A 23,526-nucleotide genomic window follows, 5' to 3' on the forward strand; every position below is an offset into this window, starting at 1 on the left:
CATGCTTCAGTTCGAACGCTTCACCCTGAGCGGCCGCGACACGATCAAGGTCGCCGTCGACCGGCTCATCATCGCCGGCTGGGCCGGGCGCGATGAGGCGGCGCTGCGCCACCATGTCGAGGAGCTCGCCGCAATCGGCGTCCCGCGGCCGAGCTCCATGCCGGTGTTCTACCGCGCCGCGGCGCAGACCCTGACCCAGGAGCCCATCCTGAGCGTGCTCGGCGGCGATTCGTCCGGCGAGGTCGAGCCGGTGTTGTTCTCGTTCGCCGACGGGCTCTGGCTGGGGCTCGGCTCCGACCATACCGACCGCAAGGCGGAGACCATGGGCATCGCGCTGTCGAAGCAGCTCTGCGGCAAGCCGGTCGCCGGCGCGCTCTGGCGGCTCGCGGATGTCGAGGCCCATTGGGACGCGATCGAGATGCGCGCCTTCGCCGTGATCGACGGGCAACGCGTCCTGTATCAGGAGGGCACGCTCGCCAGCCTACGCACGCCGCGCGACCTGCTCTCGCGACGACCCGATGGCCCGGAACTGGCCGCGGGCACGGCCATGTTCTGCGGGACCTTGGGCGCGATCGGCGGCATTCGGCCGGCCAGCCGTTTCGAGATGGAGCTGCGCGATCCGAAGCTCGGGCGCAGTATCACGGCCGCCTATGACATCGAGGCCCTTCCCGTCGTGAGCTGACAGCCCGCAGGCTACGCCCTCAGTCTCCGAAGATCACGCGGCGGAAGCGGCTGAGCGCATAGCTGAAATAGACGATGCCGATGACGACGAGCGTGACGAGCTGCGGCCAGACCACGGAGAGCCCGGCGCCGCGATAGAGCACTGCTTGCGAGAAGGCGACGAAGTGCGGTGTCGGGCTGACCGTCTTCATGACGTATTGGAGCCAGACCGGCATGCTCTCCATGGGCGTGCTGGCGCCCGACAGGAGCTGCATCAGCACCAGGATCGGGATGGCGAGCAGGCCGAACTGCCCCATCGTCGTGGCGAGCGTGCCCAGCATGATGCCGAGCGCCGCAACCGTGAAGGCATAGAGCGCAGCCCCCGCCAGGAAGAGCGCCAGCGAGCCGGCGATCGGGACCTGCAGCCACCATCGCACGACCAGTGCCAGCGACAGCGCCGCTGCGACCAGGATAACGAGACCGCTGGCGATGATCTTCGCCAGCATGATCTCGGTCGGCACGACCGGCATCACCAGGAGATGCTCGACCGTGCCCTGCTCGCGTTCGCGGATCAGCGCGGCACCGGTCAGGATCACGGTCAGAAGGGTGATGCTGTTGATCACCTGCATCACCGAGGTGAACCAGGCCGAGTCGAGATTGGGGTTGAACTTGGCCCGGATCACCACATTGATCGGCGTGCTCGCAACCGTTTCGCGGCCGGCGAGGAAATTCGCCACCTCCTGCGCGATGATCGACTGGATGTAGACCGCGCCGTTGCCGGCCTGCGTCATAGCAGTGGCGTCGACATTGAGCTGGACGGAGACCTGCCGGCTGGACAGGAGATCGGCCTGGAACGAGGGCGGGATCTCCAGCACGAAGACGAGGCGGCCGTGGTCCATCTCCTCGTCGATGGCGCTGGCGCTGATCGTCACCGCGCTCTTGAAGAGCGGTGGGTTCAGCGCGCTCTGGATCCGGCGCGAGAGATCCGAGCGGTCCTCGTCGACAATGCCGACGGTGAGGTCCTTGGCCTCGGTCGAGGCGCCGGTCGATACCGTGTAGACTGCGACGCTGAAGGCATAGACGAGAAGGATCAGCATCACCGGGTCGGCGCGGATGCTGCGCAGTTCCTTGATCACCAGCTGCCAGATGTTGGCCAGATGGATCCTGAGGCTGGACAAGCGCCCTCGGGCGGGAGCTTGCGCGGCGCGGGAGGTTTCGCCGGCCATGTCAGAGCTCCTGCTTGCGCAGCAGAAGCTGCGCCAGCACGAGGAAGAGCAGCGCGAAACCAGCGAGCATCAGAAGGTTGAACGAGAGGTCGTCGAAGCCCAGGCCCTTGGTGAAGGTCCCGACGCTGACCGGCTGATACCAGGCCGTCGGGAAGCCGAGCCCGATCAGCCGCGCGCCGCCGGACAGGGAGGCGACCGGAACGAGCAGGCCCGAGAAGTTCACCGCCGGGATAATCGACAGGATCGCGGTGGCGAAGACCGCGGAGACCTGCGTCCGGGTGAGGGTCGAGATCAGCTGGCCGAAGCCGGTCGTCGCGATCACATAGAACAGGGTGCCGAGCACCAGCACCGTGATCGAGCCCTTGATCGGCACGCCGAACACGAAAAGCGCGAGCAGCACCAGCAGGACGAAGCTGATCATCGCGATGCCGATGTAAGGCAGCTGCTTGCCGAAGAGGAACTCGAACTTGGTGATGGGCGTCGACTGGAAATTGGCGATCGAGCCGGTCTCCTTCTCCCGTACCACGGCGATGGCGGACATGATCGCCGGTATCAGGATCAGCATGAGCATGATCACACTCGGCACCATCGCGTTGACGCTCTTGAAGGCCTGATTGTAGCGGAAGCGCGTCTCGATATTGATCAGGCTGGCTGCGCTCGAGCCGGTGCTGTTCTGCGCGAGCCATTCCTTCGCATATTGAGCGGCGAGCCCGGTGACATAGCCCTTCGTCGTCTCGGCGCGGAACGGCATGGCACCGTCGAGCCAGACCGAGACCTCCGGCTGGCGGGAGGATTGCAGATCGCGACCGAAGCCCGGCGGGATTTCGATGGCGAGCTGCAACTCGCCGGTGCGCAAGCGCTGCTCGAGCTCGCTGGCGCTGGCGAGCGGTGCCCGCTCGTCGAAATAGCGCGAGCCGGAGAAGGCCTCGATCAGTTGGCGGCTCTCGGGCGTGTTGTCGTGGTCCAGCGCCGAGAAACGCAGGTTTTCGACGTCGAAGGAAATGCCGAAGCCGAATGCGATCATCAGCACGAGCGGGCCGAGGAAGGCGAAGGCGAGCCGGATCGGATCGCGCAGCAGCTCCATCGTCTCGCGCCGCGAATAGGCCCACAGCCGCTTCGGGTCGAAGCGGCGCGGCGGGGGGATCGGCTCGGGCGTGGGCACCACGGCGTCGGGATTCGGCGCCGCTGTCTCAGCGTCGCGCTCGATCCCCGCAGCCTCGGCGAGGTAATCGACGAAGGTGTCCTCCAGCGAGGCGCTGCCGCGGTCCCTGACCAGCTCCTCCGGTGTACCGACGGCAAGCACCTTGCCAGCGTGCATCAGCGAGATGCGATCGCAGCGCTCGGCCTCGTTCATGAAATGGGTCGAGAGGAAAATGGTCACGCCATCATCCCGCGAGAGATCGATCAGCGTGCGCCAGAAGGCATCGCGCGCGATCGGATCGACGCCCGAGGTCGGCTCGTCGAGGATCAGCATGGCCGGACGGTGGAGAACCGCAACGGCGAGTTGCAGGCGCTGCTTGATGCCCAGAGGCAGACTGTCGGGACGCGCGTCGACAACGTCCTTGAGGTCGTAGCGTTCGAGCAGCTCGGCGATTCGGCCTTCGATCTCCTCGCTCGGCAGGTGGTAGAGCTTGGCGTGCAACTCGAGATTCTGCCGCACGGTCAGCTCTGTGTAGAGCGAGAAGGCCTGCGACATGTAGCCGACGTTCCGGCGCGTCTCCATGTCGTTCGAGCCCATCGGCTTGCCGAAGAGCCTGGCCGTGCCCTCGCTCGCCGGCAGCAGGCCGGTGAGCATCTTCATCACGGTCGACTTGCCGCAGCCATTCGAGCCGAGGAAGCCGAAGATCTCGCCGCGCTCGATGCGGAAGCTGACATGGTCGACGGCGGTGAAGTTGCCGAAACGCCGGGTCAACCCCTCCGCCTCGATTGCCGGCACCGCGCTGTCGCTGGCCGGGCGCGGCCGTACGATCACCTCCTGATGATGCGCCCGCTTCTCCTCGGGCAGCAGCGCGATGAACGCGGTTTCCAGGTTCTTCTGGCCAGTCTTCTGCAGGATCTCGGAGATCGGCCCCGAGGCGATCACCTTGCCGCCGTCCATGGCCGCCAGCCAGTCGAAGCGCTCGGCCTCGTCCATATAGGCGGTGGCGACGATGACGCTCATCTGCGGCCGGCGGGCGCGGATGGTGTTGATCAGATCCCAGAACTGGCCGCGCGAGAGCGGATCGACACCCGTAGTCGGCTCGTCGAGGATGAGGAGGTCGGGGTCGTGGATCAGGGCACAGCATAAGCTGAGCTTCTGCTTCATGCCGCCGGAGAGCTTGCCGGCAGGCCGGTCCTCGAACGGATCGAGCCCTGTCGCCTGCAGCAGCTCGTCGATGCGCCGGCGGCGTTCCTCCCTGCCCTGACCGAACAGCCGGCCGTGGAAGTCGATGTTCTCGAACACGCTCAGGGTCGGGTAGAGATTGCGCCCGAGCCCCTGCGGCATGTAGGCGATACGGGAGCCGTGCCTCTCGCGATGCGCCTTGTCTGCCATGTCGCCGTCGAACACGGTGACCTTGCCGGTCTGGATCTGGCGGACACCGGCGATCAAGGCCAGCAGCGCAGACTTGCCGACACCGTCCGGTCCGATCACGCCCACCATCCGCCGCGCCGGAAAATCGATCGAGACGTCGTCGAGCGCGACCGTCTTGCCGTAGCGGTGCGAGACGTGCTCGACCTTGGCGATAACTCCGTCGCTCATCAGGGAAGCTTCACGGTCAGATCTTCAGGCCACTGGATCGACGGGCTGGTGCGAACGAAGCCCATGCCGCGCACGCCGGTCTTGGCCTGGGCGTGATACTTCTTCAGCACCCGCGGATCGATCTGCAGCTTGACGCGGAACATCAGCTTCTCGCGCTCATCCGCCGTCTCGACGCTCTTCGGGGTGAACTGCGCGTCGGCCGCAACGAAGCCGACATTGGCAGGAATGACGTATTGCGGCAGCGGATCGACCGTGATCCGCGCCTCGTCGCCGAGGGCGAGCAGGCCGGCCTGCGCTGCCGGCAGATAGATCGTCATGTAGACGTCGCTGAGGTCCAGCAGCGTCAGAATGCGCGAGCCGGCACCGACGACCTCGCCCGCCCTCGCGAGCTGATACTGCACGCGACCGCTGCGCGGCGCGACCAGGGTCATGTCGACTAGAACGGCCTCGATCCGATCGACCTCCGCCTCCGCGCTCTTGATGGCGAACTCGGCCTGGTCGCGCTGGGCCTCGGCGGCCACGAGCGCGGCTTTCGCGCTGTCGGCCTTTGCCACGCGCTGGTCGAAGGTTTGCTGCGTCAGATAGCCCTTCGCGACGAGCTGCTGGCCACGTTCGAGCTCGGCCTGGGTCAGGGTGATCTCGCTCTTGCGCTGGACGATCAGCGCATTGGCCTCCGCAAGCCCCTGCTTGGCCTTGAGAACCTGCGCCTGGGCGCCGCGGAGCTGGGCGTCGTATTCCGGCGACGAGATCTTTGCGACGACCTGCCCGGCGGTGACGTCGTCGCCTTCCTTGACCAGCACCTGCGACAAACGGCCGGCATATTTCGCTGCGACGTCGATCTGCGTCGCCTCGATACGCCCGTTCGACTTGGCGATGCCGGAGGGCAGCGATCCGCTGCGCAGGCGCTGCAGGAATTCCTTGAGCCGCGCCTGGGCATGCGCGGGGCTGGCAATGGACACGTCGCGCGAGACCGGAGCAACCAAGCTGCCGAAGGACAGGAGGGCGGCCGCCAGGGCGGTCGCTGCCGATAAACGAGCGAATGTCATCATAACTCTCCAACCTCGGCGATGCGCCAGGCGCCCGCCTGCTTGCTGAACCGGGTTCGACTACAGAGCGGCTACAGGTTCTGTCAGGGAGGATGTCCGCAGCAACCGCAATGTGTGCTGGCCGATCATGCGCTCCTCGTCTGTCGGGACGACGAAGATGGCGGCGCGGCTTCCCTCGGCATCAATACGCCCGGCGTTGCGAAGATTCGCCTCGTCATCGAGCGACACGCCCGTCCAATGGAGCCGCTCCACCACGCTCCGCCTGACCTGATGGGCATTCTCGCCAACACCGGCCGTGAACACGAGCGCATCGACCCCGCCGAGCGAGACGGAAAGGCTGGCGAAGGCCTGCGCCACGCGCAGGCTGAAGAAGTCGAGCGCCATCGCCGCCTCCGGCCTGTCGCTCTCCAGCAAGGCGCGGACGTCGTTGCTGATGCCGGAGAGGCCGAGCAGGCCGCTCTCATGGTACAGCATATGTCCGACTTCGGCTGGGCTCATCCCCTTCTGTTCGATCAGGTGCAGCACGACGCCGGGATCGAGCGAGCCCGAGCGCGTCCCCATCGGAAGCCCGTCCAATGCCGTGAAGCCCATCGTCGTTTCGATGCTGCGGCCGCCATGCAGGGCGCAGACGGAGGCGCCGGAGCCGAGATGGGCGATGATGACGCGCTTGTCGGCCAATTCCGGCGCGATGGTGCGCAGAGCTTGCGAAACATATTCGTAGGACAGGCCGTGGAAGCCGTAGCGCCGTACCCCTTCGTCATAAAGCGCGCGCGGCAGGGCGAAGCGATCCGACAATTCGGGATGGCCGCGGTGGAAGGCAGTGTCGAAGCAGGCGACCTGCGGCAGGTCGGGCCGGCGCTGGCGCAGGACGCGGATCGGCTCGAGATTGCTCAGCTGGTGCAGCGGCGCGAGCGGGATGAAGGTCTCAAGTGTCTTCATCACCGCGTCGTCGACCAGGACCGGCGCCGCGTAGATCGGCCCGCCATGGACGACGCGGTGGCCGATGCCGATCACGCTCACATCCTGGATCTGGCCGATCACCCAGTCGCCCAGCACGTGCTGCGCCTGAGACGCGTTCGAGACCTCCGCGACGGGAAAGGATCGCTCGATCAGCACCGTGCCGGAGCCGTCCTTGGCCCTGAGGCGCGGACGGGTGCCGATGCCGTCCACCGCCCCGCCGATCATCAACTCGATGTCGTCGCCGGCGACGCGATAGAGCTTGAACTTGATGCTCGAACTGCCGGCATTGACGACGAAGAGAGCCTCGCTCACCGGCTAGCCTCCGATCGGGCGCGTCTGCGTCAGCGCATGAGCATAAAGCCCGGCGACGGCACAGGACGCAAGACGGGTCCGGACGTTGTCGGCGCGGCTGGTCAGGATGATCGGCACGCGCGCGCCGAGCACGATGCCGGCGGCATCGGCCCCGGACAGGAAGGTCAGGTTCTTCGCCAGCATGTTGCCAGCCTCCAGGTCGGGCATCACCAGGATCTGCGCCTTGCCAGCCACCGGCGAGACGATGCCTTTGATGCTGGCCGCTTCGGGGCTGATCGCGTTGTCGAGCGCGAGCGGGCCGTCGAGAAGGCCGCCGGTGATCTGGCCGCGGTCCGCCATCTTGCAGAGCGCGGCAGCCTCGATCGTGCTCGGGATCTTGGTCGTCACCGTCTCCACGGCCGAAAGGATCGCGACCCTCGGGGTTCCGAGGCCCAAGCCGACATGGAGATCGATGGCATTCTGGATGATGTCCCGCTTGCCTTCGAGGTCCGGAAAGATGTTCACCGCCGCGTCGGTGATGAACAGCGGCTCGGGATAGGACGGCACGTCCATGATGAAGACATGGCTGATGCGCCGCCCTGTACGCAGGCCGGTCTCCTTGTTGGTGATCGCCGCGAGCAATTCGTCGCTATGCAGGCTCCCCTTCATGATGAGGGCCGCCTTGCCCGCCTGGACCAGTTCGACCGCCTTGGCCGCCGAGGCGTGACTATGCGGCGTGTCGACGATCTCGAACCCCGCGATGTCGAGGCCACTCGCCTTGGCGGTCGCGATGATCCGGGCCGTGGGACCAACCAGGATCGGCTTGATCAGCCCCTGTGCCGCCGCATCGAGCGCCCCCGTCAGCGAGGATTCGTCGCAAGGATGCGCCACGGCGGTCAGCGCCGGCGGAAGCTCGCGCGCCTTGGCGATCAGGCGCTCGTATTTTTCGCGCTTTCCATTGGTCGCCGGGACTTCGCCGGCCTTGGTGGTCGGTTCGATCTGGGAAGACTGAGCCATGCTGCCCTTCACTTCTTCGACAGGGTTCGGCGAGAGGTTTGGCGCGGCACGGTTCGCGCGGCGGCCGGTCTGGACGAGACAGCGTCAGTCGGCCGCTGACGCGCTGAATCGGCGCCCGCAGTCGTCTCGTGCGCGGGCGATGGCTCCGGAAACATCCGGCTGATCCGCTCGAAACGGTCGAGCGCTTCGCCCTCGAGCGGCCCGGCGGCGGTGAGGACTTCGCGGATGTCGTCCAGCGAGATCTGAGGTGGCCGGTTCCGCAAGACCGCTCCGATGGCTTCGACCGCAGCCTCCATGTCGAAGCGCAGCATGAAGAACTGCTCGCGGACATGCGCCTTGAACTGGCGCAGCGTCATCCCGTCGAGCCGCTGATGCTGGCCATGCAGGCGACGGAGCGCGGCAAAGATGCGCTCGTCGATGCTCCTGCGCCCGGCGAGCACATACATCGCCGCTCGCAGCACGGCGATCTCGGGACCGATGTCGCTGACGCGCTGGCGCAGGCCGGCGAGCCCTGCTTCCAGCGCCGCGACGCCGCGCTCGCGATCGGCAGGGACCGGGCGCGCAGTCTCGTCGGTGACGCCGAGCGCCGCCTGCAGCGCCGGCGAACCGTAGACCTGCTTGAAGATGAGCTCGGTGGCCGTATCCCTGATGTCTCGGAAGAGGTCGAGCGAGGCGACGATGTTCTGCGAGACGATCTGCTGCCAGGCCAGGAACGGATTGTCCGGATCGACCGGCCGACGATTGGCGCGGACCTGATCCGCCCAGCCGGCCACGCCCCGCATCAGTGGGTTGTTATGCGAGAAGATCTCGAACTGCGAGCGCAGCGGATTCAGCCGTCGCTCCATCTCCGCCACCGGCTCGCTCGCCAGGGCGCGGACCGCCGGGCGCAGCCAGGTCTTGTAGAGATCGGCGTTGATCTCCGAGAGCTTGGCGACCGTCGCGAAGCGGCGATCGTCCTCTGCGGTGTTCAACCCGAGAGCACGAATATCGTCGAGGCTGCGCGCCTCGAAGCGCAGGACGTAATCGCCGCTGGCGAGATCGGCATAGCCCTGGTCCTGTTCGCGCGGCGAGATCACCGCCTCCCACAGGCCCGGAGGCAGGATGTCGATCAGGTCCATGTTCTCGGCGAGCTCGGTATGCTCCTTGCGCGCCACCGAGCTCGAAACGAACACGCCGAGATGCCCGGCCTGCGGATGGATGGTGTAGACGATCGTCTGTTCCGCCGCGATCAGCGCCAGGTCGCTGGCATAGAGATCCGTGATCCAGCCGAGCGCCTGCTGCGGCGGGGTGATGTTGTCGCCCCAGGAGCAGAACACGACGATCGGCGACATCACCTCGCGCAGGTCGAGCTGCTTGCCGGAGGAGAGAGCGACCTCCCCCTTCGTCAGCTTGTTGCCGACGAAGAGTTCCTCGACGATGAACTCGATTTCCTCGCGGTTGAGCAGCACATGCCCGCCCCACCATTTCTCGAATGAGAGGAAGCGTTCGGCCTCGGTGTCGACCTTCGACCAGACGTCGTAGAGTTTGGTCCACCACGTATTGGCGGGGTTCAGCTTCTCGAAATTCTGGACGAGATAGGCGCCGTCGAAGATCCCCGCCCCGAGATCGCCGGCAAAGGAGGCGAGCCAGGACCCGCCCAGCATGCCGCCGGAATAGCGCATCGGGTTGAGGCCGTCCTTGCCGTTCCAGTAAGCCAGCGGCGCTCCGGCGACCATGATCGGCCCCATCAGATCGGGGTGAGCGGCAGCGAGGCCGAGGACCGCCCAGCCCGCCTGGCAATTGCCGATGACGCAGGGCTTGCCGGAATAGCCGGGGTGGCGCCTCGTCACGGCCTCGATAAAGGCTGCTTCGGCGCAGCCGACATCCTCGATCGTCTGGCCTTTGACGGGGTTGGGCAGGAAGCCGATGAAATAGCAGGGGTGTCCGGCGGCGAGCGCGGCGCCGATCTCGCTATCCGGCTTCATACCGCCGATACCCGGACCGTGGCCGGCGCGCGGATCGACGACGATGAAGGGCCGCGAGGCTTCATCCGTCCTGATCGCCGCAGGTGCAACGATCCTCACCAGCCCATAATTCACCGGCCGCGGCAGCGTGCGTCCGTCCATGACGACCTCGAAATCGAAACCGAGGACGTTCGGGGCCGCCATGGCCATGTGGTCGAGATAGTTGTCGCCCCGCCGGCGCAGCACATCCAGCATCAGGACGTTGCGCTGGGCGGCATCGACCAGATAGCCGGCAAGCTCGGCACCGAGGGATTTCGCCGCTGCGGCGTGGCCGGGCGATTCTGCGAAATACGAACTCACCATATCGCTGTCCTCATTCGGCGGGGGGCCGACAGGTCGGAACCATCACGATGGTCTGCTGCATTGCAATATCACCATACTGAGACGCCCGAGCGAGCCATGCAAGGGCGGACGCCAGAATGCGGTGCCCCGAATTGCCCGCAATGATCTCAGTCAATCCGCCTCATTCGACATGAAGCAGCCGCCGCCGTCATTCCCCCTCTTGACAGCGAAGTGCATTGGCATGCCAAATACCAAACGACACCCCGACCACCAGTGAATGGGCCGGAGAACACGGCACAACGCGACGATGGATCGGCAAAAGAATTTCCACGGGAGGAAATCCAAGATGGTCAATCAAGCTGCCCTGAAGATGAAGCCGCGCGAAATCGCGGTCGACAAAGCGACGGTCCGCAAGGTGCTCGACGGGGTCAAGGCGGATGGCCGCACCGGCCTGACGGCTCCCGAGGCCAAGCTGGTTTGCGACGCCTACGATATCCCGCTGCCCAAGGAAGGCCTCGCCAAATCGGCCGACGAGGCGGTCAAGCTCGCCGGCGGCATGGGCTATCCCGTCGTGATGAAGATCGTCTCGGCCGACATCCTGCACAAGACCGATGCCGGCGGCGTGATCGTCGGCGTGAAGAGCGATGCGGAGGCGCGTGCCGCCCACGACACGATCCTGGTCAATGCCAAGAAGTACAAGGCCGACGCCAAGGTCGAGGGCATCCAGGTGCAGCAGATGCTGCCTTCGGGCGCGACCGAGACACTCGTCGGCGCGATCACCGATCCCTCCTTCGGCAAGCTCGTCGCCTTCGGCCTCGGCGGCGTGCTGGTCGAGGTCCTCAAGGACCTGACCTTCCGCCTCGCACCGGTGAACGAGACGCAGGCGCTCGACATGATCGGCTCGATCAAGGCCAAGGAGATGCTCGACGGCGTGCGCGGCGGTGATCCCGTCGACCGCGACGCTCTGGCGGCGATCCTGGTCCAGGTTTCGACGCTGCTCGAGGATTTCCCGGAGATCGAGGAGCTCGACCTCAACCCGGTCTTCGCGACCAAATCCGGCGCGACCGCGGTCGATGCTCGCATCGTCTGCAATTTCGAGGCGCGCAAGGAGCGTTTCCGGCCGGACCAGGCCGCGATCGTCAAGGCGATGAACCGGATCTTCCACCCGAAGGCGGTGGCGGTGATCGGTGCCTCGAACGAGGCCGGCAAGATCGGCAACTCGGTGATGAAGAACCTCATCAACGGCGGCTACAAGGGGACGATCGTTCCCGTGCATCCGAAGGCCGACACGATCGAGGGCATCAAGGCCTACAAGTCGATCCTCGACTATGATGGCGAGGTCGATGTCGCGGTCTTCGCGGTGCCGGCCAAGCTCTGCAACGGCGCCATGGACGAGGTCGGCCGCAAGGGCGTTCCCGGCGCGGTGATGATTCCCTCCGGCTTTGCCGAATCGGGCGAGCCCGAGCTGCAGGAAGAGCTCCTGGCGACGGCCCGCAAGCACAATGTCCGCATCATGGGGCCGAACATCTACGGCTTCTACTATACGCCGGAGAACCTCTGCGCGACCTTCTGCACGGCCTTCGACGTCAAGGGCAAGGCCGCCCTTTCCTCCCAATCCGGCGGCGTCGGCATGTCGATCATCGGCTTCGCCCGCTCGACCAAGATGGGCGTGTCCTCGATCGTCGGCCTTGGCAACAAGTCGGACCTCGACGAGGACGATCTGCTGACCTTCTTCGAGCAGGATCCGAACACCTCGGTCATCGCGATGCATTGCGAGGACCTGAAGGATGGCCGCGCCTTCTCCGAGGTCGCCGAGCGCGTCTCGAAGAAGAAGCCGGTGATCGTGCTTAAGGCCGGGCGCACGGCCTATGGCGCGAAGGCCGCCGCCTCCCATACCGGCGCGCTCGCCGGCAACGACAAGATCTATGACGACATCCTCAAGGCATCGGGTGTCATCCGGGCTCCGTCGCTGCGCGGCATGCTCGAATATGCGCGCGGCGTGCAGGTCCTGCCGGCGCCGAAGGGCGAGAACGTCGTGATCATCACCGGCGCCGGCGGCTCCGGCGTGCTGCTCTCCGATGCCTGCTTCGACAACGGGCTGACCCTGATGAAGATGCCGGAGGACCTCGATGCGGCCTTCCGCAAGTTCATCCCGCCCTTCGGCGCGGCCGGCAACCCTGTCGACATCACCGGCGGCGAGCCGCCCCTGACCTACCAGAATACGGTACGGCTCGGCCTCAACGACGAGCGCATCCATGCGCTGATCCTGGGTTACTGGCATACGATCGTGACGCCGCCGCTGGTGTTCGCCGACAAGATGATCGAGGTCGTGACGGAGGCACGAGCCAAGGGCATCGACAAGCCGATCGTCGCCTCGCTGGTCGGTGATGTCGAGGTCGAGAAGGCCTGCGAGAAGCTCTACGACCATGGCATCGTGGCCTATCCGTACACCACGGAGACGCCGGTCGAGGTGCTGGGCGCCAAGTACAAATGGGCGCGCGCCGCCGGCCTGATCAAGGGCTGAGCGCCATCCCCTGACTCCGCCGACGCCCGGACTCCGTCCCGCGTCGGCGGCTGCACGCAAAGCGTGACCGCCGCTCCCTCCCCGCACGAGGGAGCGGTTCCCACAATCGTTCAAGGCTTCTGTTCCGACTGGCCGGCGCCTCGGAAAGGCCCGGTCGCTCTCCCCGAACTCCGAGAGAGATCGCGATGAACATCCATGAATACCAGGCGAAGGGGCTGCTCCGTGACTTCGGGGTACCAGTCCCGGACGGTTTTGCCGTGCTCTCGGCCGAGGATGCCGAAGCAGCCGCGAGACAGCTGCGCGGCCCGGTCTGGGTCGTGAAGTCCCAGATCCATGCGGGCGGCCGCGGCAAGGGCAAGTTCAAGGAGCCGGAGGCCGGCGACAAGGGTGGCGTCAGGCTGGCCAGGTCGATCGAGGAGGCTGCCGCCTTCGTGCGCCAGATGCTCGGCCATACCTTGGTGACGGTGCAGACCGGCGAGGCCGGCAAGCAGGTCAACCGCCTCTATATCGAGGACGGCTCGCTAATCGACCGCGAGTTCTATCTCTCGATGCTGATCGACCGCGAGACCTCGCGGATCGCCTTCGTCGTCTCGACCGAGGGCGGCATGAACATCGAGGACGTCGCCCATGACGCGCCTGAGAAGATCAAAACCTTCTCGGTCGACCCTGCGACCGGCATCATGCCGCTGCATGGCCGCACCGTCGCCGAAGCGCTGAACCTCACCGGCGACCTCGCCAAGCAGGCCGAGGACCTGACGACGAAGCTCTATGCGGCCTTCGTCGCCAAGGACATGGCGATGCTCGAGATCAACCCGCTGATCGTCACCAAGGACGGCAAGCTGCGCTGCCTCGACGCCAAGATTTCCTTCGACGACAACGCGATCTATCGGCATCCTGACGTCTACAGGCTGCGTGACGAGAGCGAAGAGGATGCAAAGGAGATCGAGGCCTCCAAATACGACCTCGCCTACATCGCGCTCGACGGCACGATCGGCTGCATGGTCAACGGCGCCGGCCTCGCCATGGCGACGCTCGACATCATCCAGCTCTACGGAGAAAGCCCGGCGAACTTCCTCGACGTCGGCGGCGGCGCCAGCGAGGAGAAGGTGACGGCGGCTTTCAAGATCATCACAGCCGATCCCAACGTGAAGGGTATCCTCGTCAACATTTTCGGCGGCATCATGAAGTGCGACGTCATCGCCCGCGGCGTCATCGCGGCGGTGAAGACGGTGGGTCTCGAAGTGCCTCTCGTCGTGCGGCTCGAGGGGACGAATGTCGAGGAGGGCAAGGCGATCATCCGTTCCTCCGGCCTCAACGTCATCCCCGCCGACGATCTCGACGACGCCGCGCAGAAGATCGTCGCCGCCGTACGCAAGAACTGAAGGAGCAAGAAGGGCTTCAAGGACAAAGCCAAGCAACGTCCGATCCAGGGGACGCAGGAAAAGCAAGCGAAGAAACAATAATCAACGAGGGGAAACGCATGGCCATCCTGATCGACAGGAACACCAAGGTCATCTGTCAGGGCTTCACCGGCAAGAACGGTACCTTCCACTCCGAACAGGCGATTGCCTATGGCACGCGCATGGTCGGCGGCGTCGCGCCCGGCAAGGGCGGCCAAACTCATCTCGACCTGCCCGTCTTCAACACGGTTGCGGAGGCCAAGGCCAGGACCGGCGCCAGCGCATCGGTCATCTATGTGCCGCCACCCGGCGCGGCCGATGCGATCTGCGAGGCGATCGACGCCGAGATTCCGCTGATCGTCTGCATCACCGAAGGCATCCCGGTGATGGACATGGTCAAGGTCAAGCGCATGCTGACCGGCTCGAAATCGCGCCTGATCGGGCCGAACTGCCCCGGCATCGTCACGGCGGGCGAATGCAAGATCGGCATCATGCCGGCCAACATCTTCAAGCCCGGCTCCGTCGGCATCGTCTCCCGCTCGGGAACGCTGACCTATGAGGCCGTGTTCCAGACCTCCTGCGAGGGGCTGGGCCAGACCACGGCCGTCGGCATCGGCGGCGACCCGGTCAAGGGCACGGAGTTCATCGACATGCTCGAGATGTTCCTCGCCGACCCGGCGACCGAGTCGATCGTCATGATCGGCGAGATCGGCGGCTCGGCCGAGGAAGATGCCGCGCAATTCATCAGGGACGAGGCGAAGCGCGGACGTTCCAAGCCGATGGTCGGCTTCATCGCCGGCCGTACGGCGCCTCCTGGCCGCCGCATGGGCCATGCGGGCGCGATCATCTCCGGCGGCAAGGGCGGCGCCGAGGACAAGATCGCGGCCATGGAAGCCGCCGGCATCAAGGTTTCGCCCTCGCCGGCTCGTCTTGGGCGAACCCTGGCCGAGCTTCTGGCAGGCGAGTTTGCCGTCAAGAAGCGCTGCGCCGAGATCGAATGGTCGTTCTGAGCCAAATCATCGCCTAGGACGACTGCAGCAGGCCCCGCGACCGGATGGTCTCGGGGCATGCTGCATCGGGGAATCACAAGGCGACTGCGCCCGGCCCCGAACGGGACTAAGCTATCCGCGTGGCCGATTGAGCTGCCCCATATGGACGGTTCGCGGACGCATCGCTATTCGGCTTCAGACAGCCAGGAGTAGCAACCGTTGACAGCCCCCAGCGATACGACCGCCCCCACCGGCTCGACGCAGAAGATCGTCCTTGAACGCTTCGCTCCCGAGGAAACCTTCAAGACCAAGGTCTACGCCTCGCTGAAGCAGGCGATCATCACGATGGACATCTACGGTTCGCCGGAGCCGACCTGGATCGACGAGCGCCAGCTCTCGGAGCAACTCGGCGTCAGCCGCACGCCGGTGCGCGAGGCCGTCGCCATGCTCGAACAGGAAGGGCTCGTGAAGTCCATGCCGCGCCGCGGCATCATGGTGCTGAAGAAGACCAAAAGCGAGATCGTCGAGATGATCCAGGCCTGGGCGGCGCTGGAGAGCATGGCCGCCCGCCTAGCCGTCCAGCGCGCCAGCGAGACCGAGATCGGCAAGCTGCGCACGCTGTTCAAGGATTTCGACGAGGGCCACAAGCCGTCAGACCATGTCGGCGAGTACTCCTCCGCCAACCTGGTCTTCCATCAGACCCTGGTCGGGCTGAGCAAATCGCAGTTGCTCGTCGAGATGACCGACAATCTGTTGCTGCATGTGCGCGGCATCCGCCAGATGACGATCGGCCGCGACGACCGCGCCAGCCGCTCGATCGTCGAACACCTGCAGATCATCGAGGCGCTGGAGCGACGCGACATCGCGCTGGCCGAGCAACTGTCCCGCGACCACACGCTCGGCCTCGCGGCCTATGTCGACGAGCATGCAGACATCTTCGACTGACGCGCGGATCAACTGCCCTGCACGAAGGCGTTGGTGAGCGTGCCGATTCCGTCGATCACCACCTCGATCGTGTTCACCGGCTCCTTGATCGTTCCGACGCCGAGCGATGTGCCGCAGCAGATCAGGTCCCCCGGCAACAACGTCATGTCGTGCGAAAGCCTACTGACCAGTTCAAGCGGCTGGAAGATCATGTCCGCGATCGGATAGTTCTGGCGCTCCTGGCCGTTGAGCAGCGTCCGGACCGTGAGCGTCCAGGGATCGAGGCCTGTCGCCACCACCGGACCGAAGGGCCCGAAGCCATCGAAGCTCTTGGCCCGTACCCACTGGGCGAAGGTCGGGTCCGCCGCGATCAGGTCCAGCGCCGTGATGTCGTTGACGCAGGTATAGCCGAAGATGAATTCTCCGGCCGCCTGCGGACTGACGCGGCTGCAATTGCGGCCGATGATGATGCCGAGCTCGCCTTCATAGACGACCTTACCGGCATAGGATGGCGGGCGCATCACGGTGAAGCCCGGCCCTGCAGAGCTGGAGGGCGCCTTCATCAGATAAAGTGGCTCTGGCGGTACCGGGTTCGACATCTTGGCGGCCAGGGCGTGGAAATTGTTCCAGAGCGCGATGATCTTGGAGGGTGTGCTCGGCGCCAGCAGCGTGACCTCGTCGAGCGGCACCCTCTCGCCCGTCGGCCGCGCGCCGGCGAACATGTCGCCGCTATGGATCGCGATTGCCCCGCCGATAAGCGTGCCGAAGCGCTCGCGGCCCGCATAAGCAAAGCGCACCCAACGAACGCTCGCCTGTCTTGTCTCCGGCCGGATCCCCTGCTCGATGGTCGCGTTCAACATGGACAGGTCTCCCTCGTCACGACGCCGCCAATTGAAGCCGCTGCTCCGGAGCCGGTTCGCCCGCCCCTTCCCCGGCGGGCGCCTCGGGCGGGAAGGTCGGATAGAGCCTCTTGACGCTGGCCATCTGCTGCACGAGCCCGAGCACGGCATCGATGAAGGGCGTGCGGGTCCCGGTCAGCCGCCCCATCTCCTGGACCGCCGTCAGCAAGGCGTCGATCTCGAGCGGCCGGCCCTTGTCCAGATCCTGCAGCATCGAGGTGCGATGCGCGCCGACGCCGGCTGCACCATTGATCCGCCGCTCGACATCGACGCGGAAATGGACGCCGAGCTTTTCGCCGATCTCCTGTGCCTCCAGCATCATGCTGCGGGCAAGTGCGCGCGTGCCAGGCTCGGTGGCAACGACGTCGAGCGTCGCATGCGTCAGTGCCGAGATCGGGTTGAAGCAGAGATTGCCCCAGAGCTTGAGCCAGATATCGTCACGGATATCGCTGAAGAGCCTCGGCTTCATGCCGCCCGCGGCGATCGCATCGGCGAAGCGCGTCAGCCGTCCGCTCTCCTGGCGGTTGGGCTCGCCGAGGCCGAACTGATCGCCATAGACATGCTTGATCACGCCGGGCTCGATGATCTCGGTCGCGGGATAGACCGTGCAGCCGATGACGCGCTCAGGACCGATCGCGTTCCACTGCCGGTCGCCAGGGTCGACGCTGCGCAGGCGCAGACCGGCAAAGGCACCGTCCAAGCCGTGAAAATACCACCACGGCACACCGTTCTGGGCGGTGACGACGGCGGTCTCCGGCCCGAGCAGCGGCTTCAGGTCTTCCGCCGCCTCCCAGGCCTGATGCGCCTTGAGCGCGATGATGACCACGTCCTGCCGGCCGAGATCGCGCGGATCGCGGCTCGCCGGCATCCGCTCGGAGATCGTCTCGGTCTTGGTGACGAGGGTCAGCCCCTTGGCTTTGATCGCCTCGAGATGGGCGCCGCGCGCCACGAGCGAGACGTCGAGGCCGCCGCGCTTCAGCATCACGCCCATATAGCCGCCGATCGCGCCGGCGCCGTAGATGCAGATCTTCATGACGCATGCTCCCTCGTTGTCATGTTTCGGCGATCGCGTGGTTGGCCATCTGCTCGAGCGCCCTCACCATTGCCGAGTGGTCCCAATCCCTGCCGCCATGAGCGACGCAGGCGTTGAACAGTTCCTGCGCCGTCGCAGTGTTGGGCAGCGACAGGCCGAGCGCCCGGGCACCCTGCAATGCAAGGTTCAGGTCCTTCTGATGCAGCCCGATGCGGAAGCCGGGATCGAAGGTCCGCCTGATCATGCGCTCGCCATGGACCTCGAGGATTCGCGATGCTGCGAAGCCGCCCATCAGGGCCTGGCGCACCTTCACCGGGTCGGCCCCCGCCTTCGAAGCGAAGAGCAGGGCCTCGCCGACGGCCTCGATCGTCAGCGCCACGATGATCTGGTTGGCGACCTTGGTGGTCTGGCCGTCGCCGTTGCCGCCCACCAGCGTGATGTTCTTGCCCATCAACTCGAACAGCGGCTTCACGCGGGCGAAGGCCGTCTCGGGTCCGCCGACCATGATCGTCAGGCTGGCCGCCTTCGCCCCGACCTCGCCACCGGAGACCGGTGCGTCGAGATAGGAGCAGCCTGTCTCCTCGATCCGCCCGGCGAAATCCTTCGTCGCCATCGGCGAGATCGAGCTCATGTCGACGACGATCTTGCCGGGCGACAGCCCGGCCGCGACCCCGTCGGCCGAGAACAGCACATCCTCGACCTGCGGCGTGTCGGGCAGCATCAGGATGACGATGTCACTGGCCGCAGCGACATCGCGCGGCGTCGCATGGACGGCCACGCCCTTCTCGACCAGCTCGTCCGATACCGGCTTGTGATGGCGCGAGCCGTGCAGTCGATGGCCGCCGGCAAGCAGATGCTCCGCCATCGGGCGGCCCATGATGCCCAGTCCGATGAAGCCGATATCCGTCATGCCGCGGCCTTCCCCCGTTGCGTCTCTGCTGTCAGTGTTCGGTCAGGCTGCGAGCGTCGTCGCCGGCAGCCAGGACAGGCCCTCACGTGTTCCGCGCTCCGGCTTGTATTCGCAGCCGACCCAGCCGGCGTAGCCGATGGCGTCGAGATGCCGGTACAGGAAGGGAAAGTTGATCTCGCCGGTGCCCGGCTCGTGGCGCCCCGGGTTGTCCGCGATCTGGATGTGGGCGATGCGGTCGAGATTGGCCTCTATGGTGCGGGCCAGATCACCCTCCATGACCTGCATGTGGTAGACGTCGTACTGGAGGAAGAGATTGGGTGAATCGACATCGTCGAGCAGCCCCAATGCCTGATCCGTCCCGTTCAGGAAGAAGCCGGGGATGTCGCGCGTGTTGATCGGCTCGACCAGCAGCGCGATGCCCTCCTGAGCGAGCTCGTGCGCTGCGAAGCGCAGGTTGTTGGCCAGCGTCGCATGCAGCCGGGCAGGCTCGACACCCTGCGGCGCCACCCCGGCGAGGCAATTGACCTGCCGGCAGCCGAGCTTGGTCGCATAGTCGATGGCCTCGAACACGCCGCGCTGGAACTCGCTGATCCGGTCGGGAAGGATCGCGATGCCGCGCTCGCCTGCAGCCCAGTCGCCGGCCGGCAGGTTGTGAAGCACCTGCGTCAGGTTCCAGCGCTTCAGGCTCGCGGCCAGCACGTGCTTGTCGAAGCCGTAGGGGAACAGATACTCGACCCCGGCGAAGCCCGCCTCGGCCGCCGCCTGGAACCGATCGGGAAACTCCACTTCGTTGAACAGCATGGTCAGATTGGCTGCGAAGCGCGGCATGGCCCTGTCCTGTGTTGCATGCGCTGGATTGGCGATGATGTGTTCGGCACCGGCGTCACTGGGCCGGCTGCAGGACGGCTACTGGAGACGGCAGCGGCAGATCGAGCGCCTCCTCGAACTCGACGACGTTGTCGATCTCGGTGCCCATGGCGATGTTGGTGACCCGCTCCAGAATGAACTCCATCACCACCGGCACGCGGTATTCGGCGAGCCAGGCCTTGGCCTGGGCGAACGCAGCCTTGAACTCGTTGGGACTGCGCACCCGCAGCGCCTTGCAGCCGAGGCCCTCGGCGACCGCGACATGGTCGACGCCGTAGCCTCCGATGTCTGGCGCGTTGACGTTCTCGAAGGCGAGCCCGACCTGGAAATCCATGTCGAAGGCACGCTGAGCCTGCCGGATCAGCCCGAGATAGGAGTTGTTCACGACGATATGGATGTAGGGGAGGTTGAACTGTGCACCGACGGCCAGCTCCTCGATCAGGAACTGGAAATCGTAGTCGCCCGAGAGCGCCACAATCTCGCGCTCCGGATCCGCGGCCCGCACGCCGAGTGCCGCCGGCAGGGTCCAGCCGAGCGGTCCCGCCTGGCCGCAATTGATCCAGTGACGCGGGTTATGGACATGCAGGAACTGTGCGCCGGCGATCTGCGACAGGCCGATAGTCGAGACGTAGCAGACATCGCGGCCGAAGGCCTCGTTCATCTCGGCATAGACCCGCTGGGGCTTGAGCGGGACGTTGTCGAAATGGCTCCTGCGCAGCATCGTCTCGCGCCGGCCGAGGCATTCGCGGGCCCAGTCACTGCGGTTCCTGAGCTGCCCCCTGCCCTCCTGCTCGCGTGCCACCGCAACGAACAGCTCCAGCGCCGCCCGGGCGTCCGAAACGATCCCGAGATCGGGGTCGAAGACACGGCCGATCTGAGTCGGCTCGATGTCGACGTGAACGAAGGTGCGGCCTCTGGTGTAGGTCTCGATCGAACCGGTATGCCGGTTGGCCCAGCGATTGCCGATGCCGAGCACGAAGTCCGACGCCAGCATCGTGGCATTGCCGTAGCGATGGCTCGTCTGCAGGCCGACCATGCCCGCCATCAGCGGGTGATCGTCGGGGATCGCGCCCCAGCCCATCAGCGTCGGCACGACCGGCACGCCGGTGAGCTCGGCGAACTCGACCAGCAGTTCAGCCGCATCGGCATTGATCACCCCGCCGCCGGCGACGATCAGCGGTCGCTCGGAGGCCTGCAAGAGCGCCATCGCCTTCTCGATCTGGCGGCGCGAGGCAGAGGGCTTGTAGACCGGCAGCGGCTCGTAGATCTCGTCGTCGAACTCGATCTCAGCCATCTGGACATCGACAGGCAGGTCGATCAGCACCGGGCCTGGCCGCCCCGAGCGCATGACGTGGAAGGCCTGCTGGAAGACGCGGGGCACCAGCGCCGGTTCGCGCACCGTCACCGCCCATTTGGTCACCGGCTTGGCGATGGACTCGATGTCGACGGCCTGGAAATCCTCCTTGTAGAGGCGGGCGCGCGGCGCCTGTCCGGTGATGCAGAGGATCGGGATCGAGTCGGCGCTGGCGGAATAGAGCCCGGTGATCATGTCGGTGCCGGCCGGCCCCGACGTGCCGATGCAGACGCCGATATTGCCCGCCCTGGCGCGGGTATAACCCTCGGCCATATGGGAGGCGCCCTCGACATGACGAGCGAGGATGTGATGGATCGACTGCCTGCTCTTCAGCGCGGCATAGAGCGGGTTGATCGCCGCGCCCGGCACACCGAAGGCCTGGGTGACGCCCTCGCGCTCCAGAACCCGGACCGCAGCCTCGACAGCCCTCATTTTCGGCATGGCCTGCTCTCCCGCGAGAAAACCGTCATTGGCATACCAAATGCCAGTATCGGCTGCGGGTCAATTTTTTTCAGAAATATTTTTCAGTTCTTACCATCCGACAAATACCAGAGCTATTACAGTAGCTTGTGAATATTCCGATTGACTAGACGAACCTTATTGCAAAATCATTCCGGGCTACATTCGCCAAGCTCGGTCATCCATGCTTATCTGGGCACCGCGACGGGGAGCAGGCATGAGCGCAGTCGAGCAACGCAAGGGACGCGGACGGCCGCGCTCGCTGAAGGCGGCCCTCGCCGGTGGCGCTGTGCAGGCGCTCGACCGCGGGCTGACGCTACTCGAGATCCTGGCCGAGGAAGACGGCCTCACCCTCTCCGAGCTCAGCCGCCGCTCCGGCGTCTCGGCCTCGACGGTGCATCGCATTCTGCTGACGCTGGAGGGCCGCGCCTATGTCCAGCACGACATGGAACGCGGCATCTGGCTCGTCGGGGTCGGCGCCTTCAAGACCGGCTCGGCCTTCCTGCGCAACCGCCGCGTCGCGAGCATGGGGCGTGCGACCATGCATGCGCTGATGGAAGCAAGTGGTGAAACGGTCAATCTCGGCATCGAGGACCAAGGCGAGGTCGTGTTCATCTCGCAGGTCGAGAGCCACGATACGCTGCGTGCCTTCTTCCGCGCCGGCAGCCGCGGCGCGATGCACGCCTCGGGCGTGGGCAAGGCGCTGCTGGCCGAGTTTCCGGAGCACCGGGTTCGGCAGATCTGCGCGGTGCGTCGTCTCGAGCGCTTCACCGAGCACACCATCACCGATCTCGCTAACTTCATGCGGGAGCTCACGGAGGCGCGCCGGCGCGGCTGGGCGCTCGACGACGAGGAACGCTCGCTGGGAATGCGCTGCGTCGCCGCCCCGATCTTCAACGAGCATGGCGAGGCGATCGCCGGCGTCTCCGTGTCGGGGCCGAGCGTCCGCGTGACGCCGCGCAAGCTCGACGAGTACGGGCCGATGGTGCGCCGCGCCGCCGACGAGATCACGCTGTCGATCGGCGGCCGGCTGCCCAAGCCGGGAGTGACGCCCGCGAGCTAGCCCCGCTCGGCCAGCGCCTGCCGGACCGTGTCTCCGACCAGATGAGCGCTCGGTGCGATCCGCACGCCGGCCGACTCCAGTGCCTTGATCTTTCCCTCCGCATCGCCCCTGCCCCGGAGGGTCAGCGCGCCGGCATGGCCCATGCGGCGTTCGAGCGGCGCCTGACGGCCGACGATCAGAGCGATGACGGGCTTGGCCGGTCGGAGGCTCGCGACGTATTCGGCGACCTCCTCCTCCTCCGTGCCGCCGATCTCGCCGATCAGCACCACAGCCTCGGTATCGGCGTCGCCGAGCAGGAGTTCGAGGCATTCGCGCATGCCGATGCCGTGAATCGGATCGCCGCCGACACCGATCGTCGTCGACTGGCCGAGGCCGGCTGCCGTGATCTGCGCCACGACCTCGCTGGTGAGCGAGGCCGAGCGCGAGACGATGCCGACGCCGCCGGGGCGCTCGCTGCCGGTCGCCATCACGCCGAGCTTGCCGACGCCGGGGACCAGAATGCCTTGCGAGTTGGCGCCGATCAGGCTGGTCCGGCCCCCTTTGAGTGCGTCGCGCACACGCACCATGTCGAGGGTCGGCACGCGCTCGGTGACGGCGACCACCAACGGCATCTCGGCCTCGATCGCCTCGATCATGGCTGCTGCAGCACTGGACGGCGGCACGAAGACGATGCTCGCATTGGCGCCGGTCTCGCGCCGCGCATCGGCGACGCGGTCATAGACCGGCAGGTTCAGATGCGAGCGGCCGCCCTTACCCGGCGTCACACCACTGACGACCTGCGTGCCATATTCCATCATCCGCGCGACATGGTGGGTGCCGGCCCAGCCGGTCAAGCCCTGGCAGACGACGCGCGTATCCCGGTTCAGGAAGACGGCCATG

At 65.9% G+C, this 23,526-nt stretch carries 18 protein-coding genes; 6 read left to right on the top strand and 12 right to left on the bottom strand.

Annotation, left to right across the window (positions count from 1 at the left end; genetic code table 11):
* Position 1: 1 nt before the first annotated feature.
* On the top strand, positions 2-682 hold the full coding sequence (locus VGN82_RS15580) for a DUF2848 domain-containing protein (protein WP_327527955.1): 681 nt from the start codon (positions 2-4) through the stop codon (positions 680-682).
* Positions 683-701: 19 nt separating this feature from the next.
* Here the strand turns inward: VGN82_RS15580 and VGN82_RS15585 are convergent, their stop codons facing one another.
* Genes VGN82_RS15585 through VGN82_RS15610 form a run of 6 tightly spaced genes read right to left on the bottom strand, consistent with a single transcriptional unit; the run spans position 702 to position 10,243 of the window.
* A complete protein-coding gene (locus VGN82_RS15585) occupies positions 702-1,886 on the bottom strand; it encodes an ABC transporter permease (RefSeq protein ID WP_327527956.1) in 1,185 nt (394 codons plus the stop codon).
* Position 1,887: 1 nt separating this feature from the next.
* Complete coding sequence (gene rbbA / locus VGN82_RS15590) at positions 1,888-4,626, bottom strand: ribosome-associated ATPase/putative transporter RbbA (protein WP_327527957.1); 2,739 nt, start codon at positions 4,624-4,626, stop codon at positions 1,888-1,890.
* Positions 4,626-5,672, bottom strand: a complete 1,047-nt coding sequence (locus VGN82_RS15595; protein ID WP_327527958.1) for an HlyD family secretion protein — start codon at positions 5,670-5,672, stop codon at positions 4,626-4,628. The genes rbbA and VGN82_RS15595 overlap by 1 nt, the downstream gene beginning before the upstream one ends.
* 60 nt (positions 5,673-5,732) lie before the next feature.
* Positions 5,733-6,944, bottom strand: coding sequence for an acetate/propionate family kinase (locus tag VGN82_RS15600; RefSeq protein WP_327527959.1), 1,212 nt, complete (start codon positions 6,942-6,944; stop codon positions 5,733-5,735).
* Between the two features lie 3 nt (positions 6,945-6,947).
* On the bottom strand, positions 6,948-7,940 hold the full coding sequence (locus VGN82_RS15605) for a phosphate acetyltransferase (RefSeq protein ID WP_327527960.1): 993 nt from the start codon (positions 7,938-7,940) through the stop codon (positions 6,948-6,950).
* An 8-nt stretch (positions 7,941-7,948) separates the two neighbouring features.
* Entirely contained in the window at positions 7,949-10,243 is a 2,295-nt protein-coding gene (locus tag VGN82_RS15610; RefSeq protein ID WP_327527961.1) for a DUF3141 domain-containing protein, read from the bottom strand.
* Positions 10,244-10,571: 328 nt separating this feature from the next.
* Here VGN82_RS15610 and VGN82_RS15615 point away from each other — a divergent pair, with 328 nt between their 5' ends.
* From VGN82_RS15615 to VGN82_RS15630, 4 genes are all read left to right on the top strand, one after another.
* The gene (locus tag VGN82_RS15615) at positions 10,572-12,749 is read left to right on the top strand and encodes an acetate--CoA ligase family protein (protein ID WP_327527962.1); all 2,178 of its coding nucleotides are present in this window, start codon (positions 10,572-10,574) and stop codon (positions 12,747-12,749) included.
* 185 nt (positions 12,750-12,934) lie between these two features.
* Complete coding sequence (gene sucC, locus VGN82_RS15620; protein WP_327527963.1) at positions 12,935-14,131, top strand: ADP-forming succinate--CoA ligase subunit beta; 1,197 nt, start codon at positions 12,935-12,937, stop codon at positions 14,129-14,131.
* 98 nt (positions 14,132-14,229) lie between these two features.
* The gene (sucD, locus tag VGN82_RS15625) at positions 14,230-15,159 is read left to right on the top strand and encodes a succinate--CoA ligase subunit alpha (RefSeq protein WP_327527964.1); all 930 of its coding nucleotides are present in this window, start codon (positions 14,230-14,232) and stop codon (positions 15,157-15,159) included.
* A 198-nt stretch (positions 15,160-15,357) separates the two neighbouring features.
* Complete coding sequence (locus VGN82_RS15630) at positions 15,358-16,083, top strand: GntR family transcriptional regulator (protein WP_327527965.1); 726 nt, start codon at positions 15,358-15,360, stop codon at positions 16,081-16,083.
* Positions 16,084-16,091: 8 nt separating this feature from the next.
* Here VGN82_RS15630 and VGN82_RS15635 read toward each other — a convergent pair whose 3' ends face one another.
* From VGN82_RS15635 to gcl, 5 genes are read right to left on the bottom strand one after another with little or no spacing between them, the layout of a single operon-like run.
* Positions 16,092-16,922 carry a fumarylacetoacetate hydrolase family protein gene (locus VGN82_RS15635; protein ID WP_327527966.1) on the bottom strand — a complete coding sequence of 277 codons (831 nt, stop codon included), beginning with the start codon at positions 16,920-16,922 and terminating at the stop codon, positions 16,092-16,094.
* A 16-nt stretch (positions 16,923-16,938) separates the two neighbouring features.
* Positions 16,939-17,994 carry a 2-dehydropantoate 2-reductase gene (locus tag VGN82_RS15640; protein WP_327527967.1) on the bottom strand — a complete coding sequence of 352 codons (1,056 nt, stop codon included), beginning with the start codon at positions 17,992-17,994 and terminating at the stop codon, positions 16,939-16,941.
* 19 nt (positions 17,995-18,013) lie between these two features.
* The gene (glxR, locus tag VGN82_RS15645) at positions 18,014-18,904 is read right to left on the bottom strand and encodes a 2-hydroxy-3-oxopropionate reductase (protein ID WP_327527968.1); all 891 of its coding nucleotides are present in this window, start codon (positions 18,902-18,904) and stop codon (positions 18,014-18,016) included.
* A 42-nt stretch (positions 18,905-18,946) separates the two neighbouring features.
* Positions 18,947-19,732, bottom strand: coding sequence for a hydroxypyruvate isomerase (hyi, locus tag VGN82_RS15650; RefSeq protein WP_327527969.1), 786 nt, complete (start codon positions 19,730-19,732; stop codon positions 18,947-18,949).
* A 55-nt stretch (positions 19,733-19,787) separates the two neighbouring features.
* Positions 19,788-21,566: a glyoxylate carboligase gene (gene gcl, locus VGN82_RS15655; RefSeq protein WP_327527970.1), complete on the bottom strand. Its 1,779-nt coding sequence runs from the start codon at positions 21,564-21,566 to the stop codon at positions 19,788-19,790.
* A gap of 235 nt (positions 21,567-21,801) precedes the next feature.
* Between gcl and bhcR the strand changes: the two genes are divergently transcribed.
* Positions 21,802-22,647 carry an HTH-type transcriptional regulator BhcR gene (gene bhcR / locus VGN82_RS15660; RefSeq protein WP_327527971.1) on the top strand — a complete coding sequence of 282 codons (846 nt, stop codon included), beginning with the start codon at positions 21,802-21,804 and terminating at the stop codon, positions 22,645-22,647.
* Here the strand turns inward: bhcR and sucD (VGN82_RS15665) are convergent.
* Positions 22,644-23,525, bottom strand: a complete 882-nt coding sequence (sucD, locus tag VGN82_RS15665) for a succinate--CoA ligase subunit alpha (RefSeq protein WP_327527972.1) — start codon at positions 23,523-23,525, stop codon at positions 22,644-22,646. The two genes, bhcR and sucD (VGN82_RS15665), sit on opposite strands and share 4 nt — an antisense overlap.
* Position 23,526: the final 1 nt, after the last annotated feature.

Source organism: Allobosea sp. (assembly GCF_035999205.1).
Classification (GTDB): domain Bacteria; phylum Pseudomonadota; class Alphaproteobacteria; order Rhizobiales; family Beijerinckiaceae; genus Allobosea.

Excerpts from the sequence above, each read along its gene's own strand:
- VGN82_RS15615 (WP_327527962.1), top strand. The coding sequence starts at position 10,572 with ATGGTCAATCAAGCTGCCCTGAAGATGAAGCCGCGCGAAATCGCGGTC.
- VGN82_RS15605 (WP_327527960.1), bottom strand. The coding sequence starts at position 7,940 with ATGGCTCAGTCTTCCCAGATCGAACCGACCACCAAGGCCGGCGAAGTC.
- sucD (WP_327527972.1), bottom strand. The coding sequence starts at position 23,525 with ATGGCCGTCTTCCTGAACCGGGATACGCGCGTCGTCTGCCAGGGCTTG.
- sucD (WP_327527964.1), top strand. The coding sequence starts at position 14,230 with ATGGCCATCCTGATCGACAGGAACACCAAGGTCATCTGTCAGGGCTTC.
- VGN82_RS15635 (WP_327527966.1), bottom strand. The coding sequence starts at position 16,922 with ATGTTGAACGCGACCATCGAGCAGGGGATCCGGCCGGAGACAAGACAG.
- gcl (WP_327527970.1), bottom strand. The coding sequence starts at position 21,566 with ATGCCGAAAATGAGGGCTGTCGAGGCTGCGGTCCGGGTTCTGGAGCGC.
- bhcR (WP_327527971.1), top strand. The coding sequence starts at position 21,802 with ATGAGCGCAGTCGAGCAACGCAAGGGACGCGGACGGCCGCGCTCGCTG.
- VGN82_RS15595 (WP_327527958.1), bottom strand. The coding sequence starts at position 5,672 with ATGACATTCGCTCGTTTATCGGCAGCGACCGCCCTGGCGGCCGCCCTC.
- sucC (WP_327527963.1), top strand. The coding sequence starts at position 12,935 with ATGAACATCCATGAATACCAGGCGAAGGGGCTGCTCCGTGACTTCGGG.
- VGN82_RS15640 (WP_327527967.1), bottom strand. The coding sequence starts at position 17,994 with ATGAAGATCTGCATCTACGGCGCCGGCGCGATCGGCGGCTATATGGGC.
- VGN82_RS15580 (WP_327527955.1), top strand. The coding sequence starts at position 2 with ATGCTTCAGTTCGAACGCTTCACCCTGAGCGGCCGCGACACGATCAAG.
- VGN82_RS15585 (WP_327527956.1), bottom strand. The coding sequence starts at position 1,886 with ATGGCCGGCGAAACCTCCCGCGCCGCGCAAGCTCCCGCCCGAGGGCGC.
- hyi (WP_327527969.1), bottom strand. The coding sequence starts at position 19,732 with ATGCCGCGCTTCGCAGCCAATCTGACCATGCTGTTCAACGAAGTGGAG.
- glxR (WP_327527968.1), bottom strand. The coding sequence starts at position 18,904 with ATGACGGATATCGGCTTCATCGGACTGGGCATCATGGGCCGCCCGATG.
- rbbA (WP_327527957.1), bottom strand. The coding sequence starts at position 4,626 with ATGAGCGACGGAGTTATCGCCAAGGTCGAGCACGTCTCGCACCGCTAC.